General features: G+C 60.4%; 18 protein-coding genes. 7 read left to right on the top strand and 11 right to left on the bottom strand.

The features are described from left to right. Positions 1-14 precede the first annotated feature (14 nt). A complete protein-coding gene (gene truA, locus BG455_RS04980) occupies positions 15-785 on the top strand; it encodes a tRNA pseudouridine(38-40) synthase TruA (RefSeq protein WP_071468870.1) in 771 nt (256 codons plus the stop codon). A 48-nt stretch (positions 786-833) separates the two neighbouring features. Here the strand turns inward: truA and BG455_RS04975 are convergent, their stop codons facing one another. The 3 genes from BG455_RS04975 to recA all read right to left on the bottom strand — a co-directional run bounded on the left by BG455_RS04975 (position 834) and on the right by recA (position 5,147). Then, positions 834-1,121, bottom strand: a complete 288-nt coding sequence (locus BG455_RS04975; protein WP_071468869.1) for a DUF1330 domain-containing protein — start codon at positions 1,119-1,121, stop codon at positions 834-836. Next, positions 1,118-3,778, bottom strand: a complete 2,661-nt coding sequence (alaS, locus tag BG455_RS04970; RefSeq protein WP_071468868.1) for an alanine--tRNA ligase — start codon at positions 3,776-3,778, stop codon at positions 1,118-1,120. The genes BG455_RS04975 and alaS overlap by 4 nt, the downstream gene beginning before the upstream one ends. A gap of 301 nt (positions 3,779-4,079) precedes the next feature. Further along, positions 4,080-5,147, bottom strand: coding sequence for a recombinase RecA (gene recA / locus BG455_RS04965; protein WP_071468867.1), 1,068 nt, complete (start codon positions 5,145-5,147; stop codon positions 4,080-4,082). A gap of 263 nt (positions 5,148-5,410) precedes the next feature. Between recA and BG455_RS04960 the strand changes: the two genes are divergently transcribed. Then, a complete protein-coding gene (locus tag BG455_RS04960) occupies positions 5,411-5,629 on the top strand; it encodes a hypothetical protein (RefSeq protein ID WP_071468866.1) in 219 nt (72 codons plus the stop codon). Between the two features lie 7 nt (positions 5,630-5,636). Here the strand turns inward: BG455_RS04960 and BG455_RS04955 are convergent, their stop codons facing one another. Then, the gene (locus tag BG455_RS04955) at positions 5,637-6,203 is read right to left on the bottom strand and encodes an aldehyde dehydrogenase family protein (protein WP_143079879.1); all 567 of its coding nucleotides are present in this window, start codon (positions 6,201-6,203) and stop codon (positions 5,637-5,639) included. Between the two features lie 76 nt (positions 6,204-6,279). On the opposite strand from BG455_RS04955, the gene BG455_RS04950 reads away from it, so the two are divergent. The 3 genes from BG455_RS04950 (at position 6,280) to BG455_RS04940 (ending at position 8,854) form a co-directional block, all read left to right on the top strand. Then, positions 6,280-7,173, top strand: a complete 894-nt coding sequence (locus BG455_RS04950; protein WP_071469127.1) for a PfkB family carbohydrate kinase — start codon at positions 6,280-6,282, stop codon at positions 7,171-7,173. A 10-nt stretch (positions 7,174-7,183) separates the two neighbouring features. Continuing rightward, entirely contained in the window at positions 7,184-8,086 is a 903-nt protein-coding gene (locus tag BG455_RS04945) for a pseudouridine-5'-phosphate glycosidase (RefSeq protein WP_071468864.1), read from the top strand. 66 nt (positions 8,087-8,152) lie between these two features. Continuing rightward, entirely contained in the window at positions 8,153-8,854 is a 702-nt protein-coding gene (locus tag BG455_RS04940) for a DUF502 domain-containing protein (RefSeq protein WP_071468863.1), read from the top strand. On the opposite strand, the gene BG455_RS04935 is transcribed toward BG455_RS04940, so the two are convergent. Then, on the bottom strand, positions 8,829-9,863 hold the full coding sequence (locus BG455_RS04935; protein WP_071468862.1) for a patatin-like phospholipase family protein: 1,035 nt from the start codon (positions 9,861-9,863) through the stop codon (positions 8,829-8,831). The two genes, BG455_RS04940 and BG455_RS04935, sit on opposite strands and share 26 nt — an antisense overlap. 119 nt (positions 9,864-9,982) lie before the next feature. After that, positions 9,983-10,756, bottom strand: coding sequence for a 3-hydroxybutyrate dehydrogenase (locus BG455_RS04930; RefSeq protein ID WP_071468861.1), 774 nt, complete (start codon positions 10,754-10,756; stop codon positions 9,983-9,985). A 296-nt stretch (positions 10,757-11,052) separates the two neighbouring features. Between BG455_RS04930 and BG455_RS04925 the strand changes: the two genes are divergently transcribed. Continuing rightward, a complete protein-coding gene (locus BG455_RS04925; RefSeq protein WP_071468860.1) occupies positions 11,053-12,870 on the top strand; it encodes an extracellular solute-binding protein in 1,818 nt (605 codons plus the stop codon). A 100-nt stretch (positions 12,871-12,970) separates the two neighbouring features. On the opposite strand, the gene BG455_RS04920 is transcribed toward BG455_RS04925, so the two are convergent. Beyond that, positions 12,971-13,171 (bottom strand): hypothetical protein, encoded by a 201-nt coding sequence (locus BG455_RS04920; protein ID WP_071468859.1) that lies wholly within the window; start codon positions 13,169-13,171, stop codon positions 12,971-12,973. 150 nt (positions 13,172-13,321) lie between these two features. On the opposite strand from BG455_RS04920, the gene BG455_RS04915 reads away from it, so the two are divergent. Then, positions 13,322-13,765, top strand: a complete 444-nt coding sequence (locus BG455_RS04915; protein WP_084386159.1) for a DsrE family protein — start codon at positions 13,322-13,324, stop codon at positions 13,763-13,765. A gap of 46 nt (positions 13,766-13,811) precedes the next feature. Here BG455_RS04915 and BG455_RS04910 read toward each other — a convergent pair whose 3' ends face one another. From BG455_RS04910 to serS, 4 genes are all read right to left on the bottom strand, one after another. Then, complete coding sequence (locus tag BG455_RS04910; protein WP_245735475.1) at positions 13,812-14,303, bottom strand: transglycosylase SLT domain-containing protein; 492 nt, start codon at positions 14,301-14,303, stop codon at positions 13,812-13,814. A gap of 21 nt (positions 14,304-14,324) precedes the next feature. Then, positions 14,325-14,663, bottom strand: coding sequence for a TfoX/Sxy family protein (locus BG455_RS04905; protein WP_071469125.1), 339 nt, complete (start codon positions 14,661-14,663; stop codon positions 14,325-14,327). A 142-nt stretch (positions 14,664-14,805) separates the two neighbouring features. Then, complete coding sequence (locus BG455_RS17635) at positions 14,806-14,940, bottom strand: hypothetical protein (RefSeq protein WP_281243898.1); 135 nt, start codon at positions 14,938-14,940, stop codon at positions 14,806-14,808. Positions 14,941-15,030: 90 nt separating this feature from the next. Beyond that, positions 15,031-16,323, bottom strand: coding sequence for a serine--tRNA ligase (gene serS / locus BG455_RS04900; RefSeq protein ID WP_071468857.1), 1,293 nt, complete (start codon positions 16,321-16,323; stop codon positions 15,031-15,033). Between the last annotated feature and the right edge of the window lie 128 nt (positions 16,324-16,451).

Raw genomic sequence — 16,451 nt, 5'->3', positions numbered from 1 at the left:
CTAACTCGCGCCTCATGCCAAGATATGCTTTGAAAATCGAATATGACGGGCGCCCGTTTTGCGGGTGGCAGACACAGGTGGGCCACCCGTCTGTGCAGGGCGCGATTGAAACTGCCCTTGCCCGGTTAGAGCCGGACCTGCCCCGCATTGCCGCAGCCGGACGCACCGATACGGGCGTGCATGCCACAGGGCAGGTCGCGCATTGCGACATGGCGCGCGATTGGAACCCGTTTCGCCTGATGGAGGCACTGAACCACCATCTGCGCCCCCTGCCCGTTGCCATACTTGCTTGCGCGCCTGTCGACCCGGATTTTCACGCCCGCTTTTCCGCAACCGAACGGCGCTATCTGTTCCGCCTGATCGCGCGCCGCGCGCCACCGACATTTGAAGCCGGACAAGTCTGGCATATCCGCCACAGCCTGTCCCTTGGCCCTATGCAAGAGGCCGCGCGCCTGCTGCTGGGCACGCATGATTTCACCACATTCCGCGCCAGCCAGTGTCAGGCACTCTCGCCTGTCAAAACGCTGGATGCGCTGGAAATTTCGGCGCATGACCTGCTGCACGGGCAGGAATTCCGCTTTGCGCTGCGCGCGCGGTCATTCCTGCATAATCAGGTGCGCAGCATTGTGGGCACATTGGAGCGGGTGGGTGCGGGCGCATGGAAACCGGCGGATGTCGCAGCGGCACTTGCCGCGCAAGACCGCGCGGCCTGCGGGCCGGTCAGCCCGCCCGACGGGTTATATCTGACAGGGGTGGGCTACCCGCACGATCCGTTCGGCGGGTAGGCTGGCGCTGGATTGAGTATTTTTAGCAAGAAAATGAGGACAGGGCGCTTAGCCCACTTCCTCGACCACGACCAGATCACGTTCTGCCGCACCTTTGGCGAAAGCCAGCGCTTCCTGATAGGCGGGCGAGTTATAGCAGGCGACCGCCGCCTCGACCGAGGGGAAGCGCGCCACGACATTGCGCGCGCGCTCGCGCCCTTCCAGCTGCACATAGCGCCCCGCACGCGCCAGAAACACGCCGCCATGATCGGCGATTGCCGCTGTCGCACGCGAGGCATATTCGCCATACGCCTGCGTATCTGTCACTTCGACATGGGCTATCCATAACGCACTCATGCGCGCACTCCTTCCAGATAAGTTATCACTGCTGCCAACGCACGCTCTGCGCCCGCAATATCGGCCCCGCCCCCTTGCGCCATATCAGGCCGGCCACCGCCGCCCTTGCCGCCCAGTTCCGCCACACAAGCGCGCACCAGATCGACCGCGGAAAGCTGCGCTGTCAGGTCTTGCGTAACCCCTGCCGCCACCGCGGGTTTTGCGCCGGTATCTGCAATCAGTACCACCGCGCCAGAGCCAAGCTTGTCTTTCATCGCGTCAATCAGCGAGGGCAAATCCTTGCCGCTGACACCTGTCATCACTTTGGCAATAATGCGCAGGCCGCCCACTTCCTGAATGTCATCGCCCTGATCGCCTGCCCCCCCAAGGGCTATCTGGCGTTTGAGTTGGGCCACTTCATTGGCCAAGGCGCGGCGCTCGTCCATCAGCGCTTTAACGCGGTCCGGCACGTCCTGGGCAGGCGCTTTCAGCAGGCCCGCCAGCATGCCCAGACGCGCATCTTGCGCGCGCAGATAGTCCAGCGCGGCCTGTCCTGTCAGCGCCTCGATCCGGCGGATACCAGCGGCAGAGGCACTGTCGCCCAGGCACACAAACGCGCCAATATCGCCTGTGCGCGCGACATGGGTGCCGCCGCATAATTCCAGCGAATAGGTCTGCCCGTCCTGCCCTTTGCCGGAATTGGCCTGATGGCCCATCGAGACGACGCGCACCTCATCGCCATATTTCTCGCCAAAGAGCGCCTGTGCGCCAAGCCCGCGCGCCGCGTCCGGGGTCATGATCCGTGTCTCGACCGGGGTGTTCTGGCGGATGAAGCTGTTCACTTCTGCCTCGACCTGCGCCACGTCCTCGGCGCTGAGTGCCGCGCCATGGCTGAAATCGAACCGCAACCTGTCAGGCGCGTTGAGCGAGCCTTTTTGCGAAACATGATCCCCCAGCGCGCGGCGTAGTGCCTCGTGCAAGAGATGCGTGGCCGAATGGTTGGCGCGGATCGTGCCGCGGCGGCGATGGTCCACTTCCAGCTTTACCGGCTGGCCCTTGCGGATGTCGCCTTCGGTCACACGCGCGATATGGATAAACACGCCTGCAATCTTGCGGGTATCGGTAATTTCGGCCACGCCTGTGGCAGAGCGGACAAAGCCCGTATCGCCCACCTGCCCGCCGGATTCGGCATAAAACGGCGTCTGGTTGGTGATGATCTGAATCTCACCCTCTGCGCGGTCAACCTCTGCACCCTCCAGCACCAGTGCCATGACCTGCGCCTCGGCGGTTTCCATGTCATAGCCCAGAAACTCTGTGACCCCCACGCGCTCTGCCAGATCGAACCAGATGGCGGCATCCGCCGCCTCGCCCGAGCCGGACCAGCTGGCGCGCGCGCGGGCCTTCTGCTCGGCCATCGCAGCGTCAAACCCCGAGACATCGACCGCGCGGCCACGTTCGCGCAGCGCATCTTGCGTCAGATCCAGCGGAAAGCCGAATGTGTCATACAGTTTGAACGCCGCCTCGCCCGACAGGGTTGCCCCTTCGGGTAGCCCTTCCAACTCGGCATCCAGCAGCTTCAGGCCGCGATCGAGCGTCTGGCGAAAGCGCGTTTCTTCAACGCGCAGGGTTTCGGTGATCAGCGCCTGCGCTTCGCGCAGTTCCGTATAATGGCCGCCCATCTGGTGCACCAGTGCAGGCACAAGCCGGTGCATCAGCGGGTCTGAAGCGCCCAGCATATGGGCGTGGCGCATGGCGCGGCGCATGATGCGCCGCAGCACATAGCCGCGCCCGTCATTGGCGGGCATGACGCCATCGGCGATCAGGAAAGAGGTGGCGCGCAAATGGTCGGCAATGACGCGGTGATGCATTTTCCCCGGACCGTCAGGGTCGGAACTGGTGGCATGGCTGGACGCCTCGATCAGGGCGCGCATCAGGTCGGTGTCGTAATTGTCGTGCTTGCCTTGCAGCAATGCGCCAATCCGTTCCAACCCCATACCGGTGTCGATGGACTGGCGCGGCAGGTCGGTCATGGTTCCGTCTTCATGCTGTTCATTCTGCATGAAGACGAGGTTCCAAATCTCGATAAAGCGGTCGCCATCTTCCTCGGGCGATCCGGGGGGGCCGCCCCAGATGCTGGGGCCGTGGTCAAAGAAAATCTCGGTGCAGGGGCCGCAGGGGCCAGTTGGCCCCATACGCCAGAAATTGTCATCGGTGGGGATGCGGATGATGCGGTCATCGGACAGGCCCGCGACCTTCTTCCACATCTCTGCCGCTTCGTCATCGGTGTGATAGACCGTGACCAGCAGCCTGTCCTTGGGGATGTCGAAATCGCGGGTCAGCAATTCCCAAGCAAAGGGAATCGCTTCGGATTTGAAGTAGTCGCCAAAGCTGAAATTGCCCAGCATCTCGAAAAATGTGTGGTGGCGCGCAGTATAGCCGACATTGTCGAGGTCATTATGCTTGCCGCCCGCGCGCACGCATTTCTGGCTGGTGGTGGCGCGGCTGTAATCGCGGTGTTCCAGCCCTGTAAAAACATTCTTGAATTGCACCATGCCCGAATTGGTGAACATCAGCGTCGGGTCGTTGCGCGGCACCAGCGGAGAGCTGTCCACCACCGCATGCCCCTGCCGGGCGAAATAATCGAGGAAAGTCGAGCGGATATCATTGAGGCTGGCCATGGTCTTCCTCCGGCGCGAATGCAAGTTGGCAAGGTCTTAGCCTTGCGCGCGGGGGCTGTCCACACCTGTGTCAAAAGCCCCAATGCGCCAAGTTGGCCCATTTGGGGGTGCATTTGGGTGGCGCAAAGCGCATCAGGTTAAATGACGCGCAAAAGCGCGTGATTGGAGCAACCCCAGAGGCGCGCGCTTTGCGCGCGCGATCTGCCTAAGAAGGTTCAAACGATGCGTCTGTGGCGCTGTTTGGTCTGAAATCAGCATGGCGCGCCGGAATTTACCGGCGCGCGCATTGATTATGCGGAACTTAGTCTTCCAGAACGGATTCGTCCCCGTCACTCATGTGAAAATCCAGCCCATGCGCGGCGCGGATCTTGTCTTCGATCTGCGTGGCGGTTTGCGGGTTCTCTTTCAGATAGGTTTTCGCATTCTCGCGCCCCTGCCCGATCCGCTCATCCCCGTAAGAATACCACGCGCCCGATTTCTCGACCACGCCCGCTTTCACGCCAAGATCCAGCAATTCGCCCCGTTTCGAGATGCCTTCGCCATACATGATGTCGAATTCAACCTGCTTGAAGGGCGGGGCCACCTTGTTCTTGACAACCTTGACACGGGTCTGGTTGCCCACAATCTCGTCCCTGTCCTTGATCGAGCCGATGCGGCGGATATCCAGACGCACCGAGGCGTAGAATTTCAGCGCATTCCCGCCCGTCGTTGTTTCAGGAGAGCCGAACATAACGCCAATCTTCATGCGAATCTGGTTGATGAAGATTACCATACAGTTCGAGCGCGAGATGGAGCTGGTTAGCTTGCGCATGGCCTGACTCATCAGGCGGGCATGCACGCCAACCGAACTGTCGCCCATATCGCCTTCGAGTTCGGATTTCGGCGTGAGGGCGGCAACCGAATCGACCACCACCAGCGACACCGCGCCAGAGCGGACAAGTGTGTCCACAATTTCTAGCGCCTGCTCGCCCGTATCGGGCTGCGAGATCAGCAATTCATCCAGATCGACGCCAAGTTTGCGGGCATATTGCGGGTCTAGCGCATGTTCGGCATCGACAAAGGCGCAGACCCCGCCTTTTTTCTGCGCTTCGGCCACAACATGCAGGGTCAGTGTGGTTTTACCAGAGCTTTCCGGCCCGTAAATCTCGATCACGCGGCCTTTGGGCAGCCCGCCAATTCCAAGTGCAATATCCAGCCCAAGCGAGCCTGAAGATATCGCCTCGATCTCGGTGACGGGGTTATCGCCCCCCAGCTTCATGATCGAGCCTTTGCCAAATTGCCGCTCGATCTGTGCCAGTGCCGAATCGAGTGCTTTTTGTTTTTCCGCCGTACGTTTATCGGTCATTGTCAGCAGGTCCGCCATTGCCATTTCCTCGTTCCTTATTTCACAGCGCGCCACGCGCGGCAATCGCCCGTTTGTTCGTTGAATGTTCTATACATGAAGATTAGGAACATTGCGAGAACTTTAGTGCAGGTCATATCTGCACCCTACCACGCATTGGTTAATTTTCCGTTGCGCCCCAGCCTTGTGCCCAGCGCAACGCGGGGTTTCGCCATTGGCTGTAGTCATGTCAGCAATCATGACCTATTTTGAAGGTCATGGGAGAGACACCTGACCGAAAGGGTTTCCAGATGACAAGTTTTTCAACCAATATGCGCGAGATGATGCGCCCGAATCTGCGCCAGATCGGGGATCACTTTTTCAACGCGCTTGGGCGCATGGCTGAACTTTCGCCAAAATACCGCGCAATCCAGCACTATAACGCCATGTCCGATGCCACGCTGGCAGAGATGGGGATGACCCGTGAAGATGTGGTGCGCCGTGTCTTCGGCGCGCGAATGTGGATATAAGCGGCCCTTAAGCTGCCAGAATATCCAGCTGTGTTGCGCGCAAGGCCGTTTCCGTTGCGCTGACACGCGTATGCAGCAAGGCAAATGCGCCTGCCGGCAGGTCTGCTTGTTGGACAAGACAGGCAAAGGCGGTTGCGAAAACCGCCTGCCCGGCGGGCGGGCACCAGATCACGCCGCCCTGAAGCCCTGCGCCCAAAGCGCGGGCAAATGCGGCAAGTTCCGTTTCTTGTGCAGTGAAGATCAGGCCCCCGCGCGCGCTTGCGGGGGCATCAATCTGCTCCGCCATCTGTGTGATGTGCGCCAGATCAAGATCACGCCCTGTCTGAAGCGCATAGGCCTGCGCCAGCCCCCCTGCCGCGCTTGCAACCCTGTCGGCCAGGCGCTGGCACCCCTGCCTGTCCGTTCCGCGCCGAACAGCCACTGCGCGCGCAACATCTGGCGGGCCAGCCGCCACAACCTGCCCCAGCAAGGTGCCCCTATGGGATAAAACCGCATGTGTTTCATCGCCTAAAGGCGCGCGCCAATGGCCTGCAACAAAATGCGCAAACAGCCGTTCTGAGAAATCGTCAAACATGCGCATGCCTAGCAGGCAGGAATGCCCCTCGCCAGCCCTGCTTGCCAAAGAAGTCAAGTTGCGGCACGACAGGCGCATGATGGATATACCCGACTGTCTTTGCATCGGCGCGGCCCATTGGGACGTGATCGGCCATAGCCCCGCGCAGATCGCGCCGGGGGACGATGTTCCGGGCCGGATTTACCAATCCGCCGGTGGTGTTGCGCTGAATGTCGCGCGCGCACTTGCGCAGCAGGGGCACCGCCCTGCCCTTATTGCCGCAATCGGGCAGGATGGGGCAGGCACGGCCCTTGTCGCCGCCATTCAGGCAGCCGGGATCGAGACGCGCTGTCTTGTCAGGTCTGCACTGCCCACAGATGCCTATATCGGGATCGAGGACGCAAACGGCCTGATTGCCGCAATCGCGGCCTCTCGCGCGCTGGAGGCGTTGGACATTGGCTGCCTTGCGCCGTTGCAGGATGGCAGGCTGGGGTCGGATGCGGCGCCATGGCGCGGGCCGGTCGTGATTGATAGCGGTGTGTCCCCGTCTTTGCTGGAAGCTCTCGCATATGCACCCGCGCTGGAAGGATGCGATGTGCGCCTGACCGCCGCCTCGCCCGCCAAGGCCGCGCGATTGCGGGTATTTCTGGGGCGGCAAGGGTGCTGCTTCTACCTTAACCTTGCCGAGGCGGGCGCGCTTTGCGCCACGCCCTTCCCCGATAGCGCGCACGCGGCACGCGCGCTGCTGGGCCTTGGCGCGGCGCGCGTGCTGGTCACGCATGGGCCGCATTCTGCCACCGATGCCGATGCGGCGGCGGTCATCACCCTGTCCCCGCCTGCGGTACCGGCGCTGCGGGTGACCGGCGCCGGCGATCACTTCATGGGGGCACATATCGCGCAGGAATTATCGGGCGCGCCCCGCGAGATTGCGCTACGACATGCCCTAAACGCTGCCGCCGCCCATGTATCCCAAGCGCCCCATCCTAGCTGAAGGAGCCGATATGGCTTTGCTGACCTACACCCCCGAGATTGCCGAGGCCCGCGACAAAGGGCATCCCATTGTCGCATTGGAATCGACCATCATCACCCATGGCATGCCGTGGCCCCAGAACCGCGATATGGCCCGTCAGGTCGAAGCCGATATTCGCGCCGCAGGGGCCATTCCGGCCACCATCGCCGTCATGGATGGTGAAATCCTGATCGGGCTAAGCGCGGGCCAGCTTGACCGACTGGCCCAGACACAGGATGCGCTGAAACTCAGCCGCGCCGATCTGGCCATTGCGCTGGCCACAGGGCGCACAGGTGCCACGACTGTCGCGGCCACGATGATCTGCGCGCAACTGGCGGGGATCGAGGTGTTTGCCACAGGCGGCATTGGCGGGGTGCATCGCGGCGCGGAACTCAGCTTCGACATTTCTGCCGATCTGCAAGAACTGGCGCAAACCCGTGTCACTGTCGTGGCCGCTGGGGCGAAAGCCATTCTCGATCTGCCCAAAACGCTGGAAGTGCTGGAAACATTGGGCGTGCCGGTCATCGCATATGGGCAGGACGCGCTGCCTGCCTTCTGGTCGCGCGACAGCGGGCTGAAGGCACCGCTGCGCATGGACGCGCCCGCACAGATCGCGGCAAGCCACCGCATGCGCGCCCGGCTTGGCCTGCCCGGTGGTCAGTTGGTCGCAAACCCCATTCCTGCCGCTGATGAACTGCCTTCTGCCATGCTCTCGCCCCTGATAGAAACCGCCCTGAGCGAGGCCGCGGCACAAGGGATTTCCGCCAAAGGTGTGACGCCCTTCCTGCTGCGCCGGATTTTTGAATTGACGGATGGCGCCTCTCTCGCGGCGAATATCGCGCTGGTGCGCAACAATGCCCGTCTGGCCGCCGAAATCGCCCGCGCCCTTGCCTGAGGGGCGCTTGTATATGCGCGCGCCCTGCCCCATCTTGGCACAAATCCTGACTGACAAGGGAATCATATGAGTCCGGAACATGGCAAACGCGGTCTGATCGCATCGCTGCGCGGCAATTTTCTGGCAGGGCTTGCGGTGATAGCACCGGGTGTGCTGACATTGTGGCTGGTGTGGAATGTCATCACATGGATTGACGGTCTGGTTCTGCCGCTCATCCCAAGCCGCTTTCACCCAGACGCCCTGACAGGGCTGGATATTCCCGGTGTGGGGGTGGTGATTTTCGTGATCTTCACGCTGGTGATGGGCTATTTCACCAAGGGTTTGATCGGGCGCACGCTGGTCGGTTGGGGCGAACGCATTGTCGAGGCGATGCCGGTCATCCGCTCGATCTACAATGCCGTCAAACAGATTGCCGACACGATCCTGTCGCGTCAGGCACCAAGTTTTGACCGCGCCTGCCTTGTGCAATACCCCCGCCCCGGCATCTGGGCTGTGGCCTTCATCTCGACCACGACCCGCGGCGAGATTGGCACCCATCTGGCCGAAAACGGCGAGATGATCTCGATCTTCCTGCCAACCACGCCCAATCCCACCTCTGGCTTTTTGCTGTTCGTGCCGCGCGCGGATGTGATCGAGTTGGACATGACGATCGAGGATGCCGCAAAACTGGTCATCTCGGCAGGGCTGGTCTATCCCGCGCCGCGCAAGCCCCCTGTGGCAGCAGCGTTGGCCCGCGCGCCCCTCAGTCGAACATCTCTTCCAGATTGACAGTGGCTTGCACGTTTAAGTCCTGCTTGCTGCCACTCAGGAAGGTCTGGCAGGCCGCACGGCCCGCTTCTTTCAGGCTGTGCAACAGATAGGGTGTGGGGGTTACCTTGCTGGTCACTGACAGCGTGTTCATCAACGCGTCATCGGCCACCATATGCACCAGCACATCTTTCATCGCGCCCCGCTCCATGCGCCCCTCGCGGATCAGCCGCTTGACGAAATGCACCGCGCGCAATTCGCGCAATAACGAGGTGTTGAAGCTGATCTCGTTAATCCGGTTTTGTATCTCCTGCGGGGTCTGGGGCACGGTATCGCGCTTCAGCGGGTTGATGTTCACAATCACGATGTCATCGGGCAAATGCGCATCAAACAGCGGAAACAGTGCGGGATTGCCCGTATAGCCCCCGTCCCAGAACGCCTCCCGCGCGCCCGTGGCCGGGTCCACCAGTTCCACAGCCTGAAACAGGGTCGGAAGGCAGGCTGACGCCATGATCACCTCGCCCGAGACCTCACCGCCAGAGAAAACACGGATTTTGCCTGTGCGCACATTGGTGGCGGCAATATGCAGCTCTGGCCCATCCTTGGAACAGACCTGATCGAAATTCAGCGTGCGCACCACCGGCTCCAAAGGGTTGCGATAGAGCGGGCCATATTGGTACGGGCTGGTCACCAAGGCGGCAATGTCCATGGGCGAGACAGGCATCAGCGATTCCATCCAGGCATTCACCATGCCCACAGGCGGCAGCGCCTGCGCGATCCAGCCTGTCAGGCGCAGATCATGCACCGCCCCCACCTGATGCCAGATCCGGTCCAGCAACACCCGCGCCCCCTGCGCGCCCCCCTGCGCCATGCCCGCTTTCAGCGCCGCCCCGTTCAGCGCGCCCGCCGATGTGCCGGAAATCGCGGCAATCTCGATGTCCTTTTCCTGCAAAAGCCGGTCCAGCACGCCCCAGGTAAAGGCCCCATGCGCGCCGCCCCCTTGCAGGGCCAGATTGATGCGTTTTGTCATTCACCTGTCTCCGGAAATTTACCGCTCGAAACGCAGAGATCGGCATGCCTTATGGCACGACAATCCTCATTTTCTTGCCAGAAATACTCACATCGCGCCCTCTCCACACACAGCGCCGCTTAAAGTGCGGTCCAGCCGCCATCCACAGAGATTGTCGTTCCGGTAATCTGCGCGGCTGCGTCCGAGCAAAGAAACACTGCCGTGCCCCCCATCTGCTCGACCGTGGCAAACTCGCCCGAGGGTTGGCGCGCCAGCATCACCTCTTTGATGACTGTCTCGCGGTCCATGCCATGGGTTTTCATCTGGTCGGGGATTTGCTTCTCGACAATCGGTGTCAGCACATAGCCCGGGCAGATCGCGTTGCAGGTCACGCCCTTTCCTGCCGCTTCCAGCGCGGTGGTTTTGCTCAGCCCCACAATCCCGTGCTTGGCCGCGATATAGGCCGATTTATAGGGGCTTGCCGTCAGACCATGCGCTGATGAGATATTGATCACCCGTCCCCAGCCCTTCGCATACATTCCCGGCAGGGCGGCTGCACTGGTGTGAAAGGCCGATGACAGGTTGATGGCGATAATCGCGTCCCACTTCTCGCCCGGAAATTCTTCAATCCGCGCGACATGCTGGATGCCAGCATTATTGACCAGAATATCGCACCCGCCCGCCGCCTCGATCAGGGCGCGGCATTGGTCGGGCTTGGACATGTCCGCTTGAATATAGGTGACTTTTGCGCCTGTCTCGGCGGCAATCTCTGCGGCCAGCGCGTGATCTGCCGGCTCATCGGTGAAGGAATTGATCACCACATCTGCCCCTGCGCGCGCCAGCTCGCGTGCGATTCCCAAACCGATTCCCGAGTTTGACCCCGTCACCACGGCGCGTTTTCCTGCAAGCTGCATCCATCTGCTCCTTATCCGGTATTCCTATGGGGCTTAGCATATAGCTTACTGGCACAAGGGCCAGACCCAAGCGCGCTGCGGTGCATGTCCGCGCGCTGGCTTGGCGCAAAAAAAACGCCCGCACAAGGCGGGCGTCAGTTATTGAGGCAGGTTTCATACAGGCAAGAAACCTATCGAGCAGTGCTTCATATATAGCCATTCTACCTTAGCCTTCCAAGCTAAAAGTTTGAAAACTCTGACAACGCACTGTAGCTTGCGCGGAAACCATGCCTTTCAAAAGCCTTGGAGCTGCCCGAATGAAACCATATTTGCGCCGAATCGTCACTGCGCTTGCTGTGATCGCCCCTTGTGTAAGTGTCGCGCAATATGGCCTTGCGCAGCCCAGTCATGGCATAGCTATGTATGGCGAGCCTGCCTTACCACCAGATTTTGAGCATCTTCCCCACACCAACCCGAATGCGCCCCGTGGGGGGCGTATCGTGCAAGGCGAGGTTGGCAGCTTCGATTCGCTCAATCCCAATATTTTGAAAGGGCGCGCGCCGTGGCAATTGCAATATCTTGCTTATGAAAGCCTGATGGGGCGCAACTGGGACGAACCTTTCACGCTGTATGGCCTTTTGGCCGAATCAGTCGAGACAGATGACGACCGTTCCTGGGTGGAATTCACCCTGCGCCCAGAGGCGCGCTTTTCCGATGGCAGCCCCGTCACCGTCGAAGATGTGCTGTGGTCCTATGAGACGCTTGGCACGCTCGGGCACCCGCGTTTTCACGGCACATGGACGCGCGTTGAGCGCGCCGAGGTGGTGGGCGCGCGCACCATCCGCTTTACCTTTACCGAACCAGACCGCGAATTGCCGCTGATCATGGGCCTGCGCCCGATCCTGCAAAAGGCGCAATGGGAAAACCTTGATTTCGCGGAATCCGGCACCTCTGTGATTCCCATCACAACCGCCCCCTATGTCATCGACCGATTCGAGGCAGGGCGCTATGTCTACCTGAAGCGCAACCCCGATTACTGGGGCAATGACCTGCCCTTCATGCGCGGTCAGGCCAATCTGGACGAGATCCGGATGGAATTCTTTGGCGATGGCACCGCCATGTTCGAGGCCTTCACCTCTGGCCTGCTGAACACGATGCGCGAAACCAACGCGAATGCTTGGAACACGCGGTATAATTTCCCCGCCGTGCAGGCAGGCGAGATTGTGAAATCTGAAATCCCGCACCAGCGCCCTTCGGGCATTGCGGGCTTTGTCATGAACACGCGCAACCCGCTTTTTTCGGATTGGCGCGTGCGCGAGGCGATGATCAGCGCCTTCAACTTTGAATATGCCAATCAGGTTATCAATGCGGGCGAAGACCCGCGCATTACCTCTTACTTCTCGAACTCTGTTCTTGCCATGCAGGACGGCCCTGCCGAAGGGCGCGTGGCAGAGTTTCTGGAACCCTTCGCAGACCAGCTGTATCCCGGCACCCTGGAGGGCTACCGCCTGCCCAGTTCCGATGGCAGCGTGGCCAACCGCGCCAATATGCGCGCGGCCACCAGTTTGCTGGTCGAAGCGGGGTGGGAACCTGACGCGGCGGGCGTGTTGCGCAACAGCGCAGGCGAGGCGTTTCGCTTTAGCATCCTGTTGCGTCAGGGGTCTTCGGAAGTGGCCTCGATCACAGATATTTATATAGAGGCGCTCAAGCGTCTGGGCATGGATGTGACTGTTTCGCAAATAGACTCCGCCCAATATACCGAACGCACCAATAATTTTGACTTCGATATGGCCTATTATGTGCGTGGTCTGTCACTTAGCCCCGGCGCGGAACAGCGGCTGTATTGGGGGTCTGAATCGGCGCATATTGCCGGTTCGCGCAACTGGATGGGCGTTGAAAGCCCCGCGATTGATGCGCTGGTTGAACGCTTGCTCACCTCGTATGAACAGGAAGATTTCATCGCCACCACCCGCGCGCTTGACCGCGTGCTGACAGCGGGGCGTTATGTCGTGCCGTTCTGGTTTAACGACCGCGCCCGCATCGCCCATGCGGCAGAGTTGAAATACCCTGACCGCCTGCCTGTTTATGGCGACTGGATCGGGTTTCAACCTGATGTGTGGTGGTGGGAAGAGTAATTTGCTTACATCCTGTACCCATTCTCGCGCGCGCGATCTTCAATCGCGCGCTGCATTGCTTCTTTGCGAGAGCAGGAATGCTTGCGCTGATAGTAAAGAATCAGGTCATTTTTTCTGCCTTGCGGCAGCATGCAAAATGCGGCTCGAAAAGCTTGTTCTGTTCTGCCCCCGATAAATGGGATCGAGGACAGGCGTATTTGAACAGCGCGACGCATTTTTGCGAAAGGCCATATGCGAAAATTTCTGACACGTTGGAAAACAGCAAAACTTGGCATTTGGCGCCCTCAATATGGTTAATCATGGTTAACACTTACCGAAAACTGTGGCGCTACTTTGACCAACCAGCAGAAAACCAGATACGCGCGACACATCGTCATATATGAATTTTAATTATACGCTGTCATCCTATGGCGGACCGGATCTATCCGGCATCTGTAAGGAGAAATTTGTAATGACCCATATGATCCGCACAACCGCGATCGCCGCCTTGTTGGGCGCAGGACTTGGCGCGCCTGCGCTTGCTGAATCTGCAGAAAAGCTGGTGACCGTTGTCACCTCGGAAAACGCGCAGACACAGCTGATGGCGATGGTCCTGACTGCACAAGCCATGGAGCAAGGCGCGCAGACGCGCATTTTGCTATGTGGTCCGGGCGGGGATCTGGCATTGATCGATGCACCTGAAACTGCCACAGCTCCGCAGCCACCGCGCGATGCAAGCCCGCAAGGCATGCTGCAAATGCTGATGGCCAATGGTGCAACTGTCGAAGTTTGCGCGATCTATCTGCCGGGCCTTGGGGCTGATGCCTCGGTTCTGATTGAAGGCGTGGGCGTTGCGCAGCCCCCTGCCATGGCGGGCGCGATGCTGGAAGCTGACGCGCGCGTCTGGTCCTTCTAAGCCAAGATCACCCCCCGAAAACTTTTGGGGGGTGATTTGCCCGTTCTCAGGCATCCCGTGAGGGTTGCGGGCAGTCGCGGCGCACTTCGCGCGTGCGCAAACCTGTGGCGACCAGCATGCAGCGATTGCGCGCCTCGTAATAATAGCCGCGCGCATACCACATCACGGCAGCGTCGATATTGCCGTTCGAGACCAGCCACGCCCCGCGCAGATACCGGCCTGCATATTCAAGATTGGTTTCTGCATCCAGAAGGTCTTGTGGCGCACCGCGAAAGCCCATCTGCTGCGCAGTCTGGGGCAGAATCTGCATCAACCCCCAATATGGCCCGTTGCGCGCATGCGCGCGGTAATCGCTCTCGCGCTGGATCACGCGGTGCAACAGTGCCTCGGGAATGTCGTGCTTGGCCGCGTAGCGCCGCACCAATTCACGCATCTGCGGCGTCTCGCCCGGATAGAGGTTGGTGGGCACGGGGGCTGCGCGCGAAACATCGGCACCGGGCTTGCCGCATGCCGCAAGGCCAAGGCAAACCAGTGCCATACATAAAGACCGGATCATCACTCAATTTGCCTTTCGGTTCGCAACGATCACGCCAATCTCGTCGAGGATGGCATCGATCGCGTTGGGGTTTGGGGTGTTTTCAGATTTCAGCTGGTCAAAGCGGGCGCGCAGGCGTGCTTTCTCTTCGCCCCTGCAATCATTCCACGGGCGGCCCTGTAACGCCATTTCCAGCACATAATAGGAAATGAAATGGGGCTTCGACCCCGATTGCAGCAAGCGCGCATAGGCGGCATCTGTCCCCAGCGCGCGCAACGCCTCTGCGCTGTCAATTCCGGCACGCGCAAACGCGTCTTCCATTGCGGGGCCAAGATTTCGGATCGAGGATATCGGAGTTGGCATAAGGCGGCACTCACGCGACACCCGCATGCGGGCAGGACAGCTTTGCTGCTAGCGCATCAGGCGCGGGTGCGCCCAGTGGTTTTTAGCACCTTGGCGCATGCCGCGCGCCCCATCGGCAAGAATCGGCCCATCCAAGTGGGGGTCAGATCAAGGCCCAATCCGTAAATTGCACAACCCGCCGGTCCGATGCGCGTGCATCTGCGCGCATCACTGGCGTTTGGCGGGTCTGCTTGCGGTCTTTGCCTGTGTTGGGCTGTGGCGGGATGTGTGAGTGCATGTCAAATATCCTTGTCTGAAAATGTCATGAAGACAGCAAACAAGGTAAACATGGCCAAAATCAGGTCATATCATGGCACTTATGAACAACTCACGCCAATGCCCCCTCTGGGGTGATGCGTGTGCGGCCCCGCAAATAGGGGTGCAGCACCTCTGGCAGATCGACGCCGCCATCGGCGGTTTGTCCATTCTCCAGCACAGCAATTAGACAGCGCCCTACAGCCACGCCAGAGCCATTCAGCGTATGCACAAATTCCGGCTTGCCCCCATCCTCGGGGCGGAACCGCGCATTCATGCGCCGCGCCTGAAAATCACCGCAGACCGAGACGCTGGAAATCTCTCTATACGTGCCCTGGCCCGGCACCCAGACTTCGATATCATGGGTCTTTTGCGCGCCAAACCCCATATCGCCCGTACACAAAACTATCGTGCGATAGGGCAAGCCCAACCGCTCCAGCACCGTCTCGGCGCAGCGTGTCATGCGCTCATGTTCGGCAAGCGCCTCTTCAGGGCGCGTGATCGACACCATTTCGACCTTCTCGAACTGGTGCTGACGCAGCATGCCGGTTGTGTCCTTGCCTGCACTGCCTGCCTCGGACCGGAAACAAAGCGTATGCGCGCAAAACCGCAAGGGCAGCTTGGCCCCGTCCAGAATGTCACCGGCGGCAAAATTGGTCAGCGTGACTTCGGATGTGGGGATCAGCCACCAGCCATTGGTGGTGCGGTAGCTGTCTTCGGCAAATTTCGGCAACTGGCCGGTGCCATACATGGCTTCATCGCGCACCAGAACGGGGCTGTTGACTTCGGTCAGCGCGTGTTCTTCAACATGCAGGTCCAGCATGAATTGCGCCAGCGCGCGGTGCACACGCGCCACTGCGCCGCGCAGAACAACAAAGCGCGCGCCAGACAGTTTCGCCGCCGTGCCAAAATCCATGTCTTTGGCTATGCCCTTGATCTCGAAATGCTCGACCGGCTGAAAGTCGAAATCGCGCGGGGTGCCCCAGCGGCGCATCTCGACATTGCCGGCCTCATCCGCGCCTTCGGGCACTTCGGCCAAGGGCAGATTTGGCAAGCTTTCCAGAATCGCTGTCAGTTTCGCGTCACCCGCGCGGGCGTCATCTTCCAGCGTGGCCATTTCGGCCTTTTTCTCGGCCACAAGCGCGCGCAAGCGCGCGAATTCGGCATCATCGCCGCGCGCTTTGGCGGCGCCCACCTGTTTGGATGCGGCATTCTGTGCGGCTTTTGCCGCCTCTGCCTGCGAAATCGCCGCGCGCCGCGCCTGATCCAATGCCAAAATCTCTCCCGATTGCGCGGCCAGCCCGCGACGGGCAAGGGCTGCATCAAAAGCGGCGGGGTTTTCGCGTATCGCGCGGATATCGTGCATGGAACCTCTCATCAGGCAAAATCGGGCATGGTGCCCCTAAACTCGACGCAGCCCTTATGCCGCATTGCATCCACGCACGGAAGGGCACAAAACCAAACTACCACATCCGCGCAAACGGACGCGGCGGC

Origin of the sequence: Roseinatronobacter thiooxidans (assembly GCF_001870675.1) — a bacterium.
In the GTDB taxonomy this organism is placed as follows: Bacteria; Pseudomonadota; Alphaproteobacteria; order Rhodobacterales; family Rhodobacteraceae; genus Roseinatronobacter; species Roseinatronobacter thiooxidans.
The sequence above is the reverse complement of the archived record's forward strand: the minus strand, read 5'-3'. Positions and strand labels throughout refer to the sequence as shown.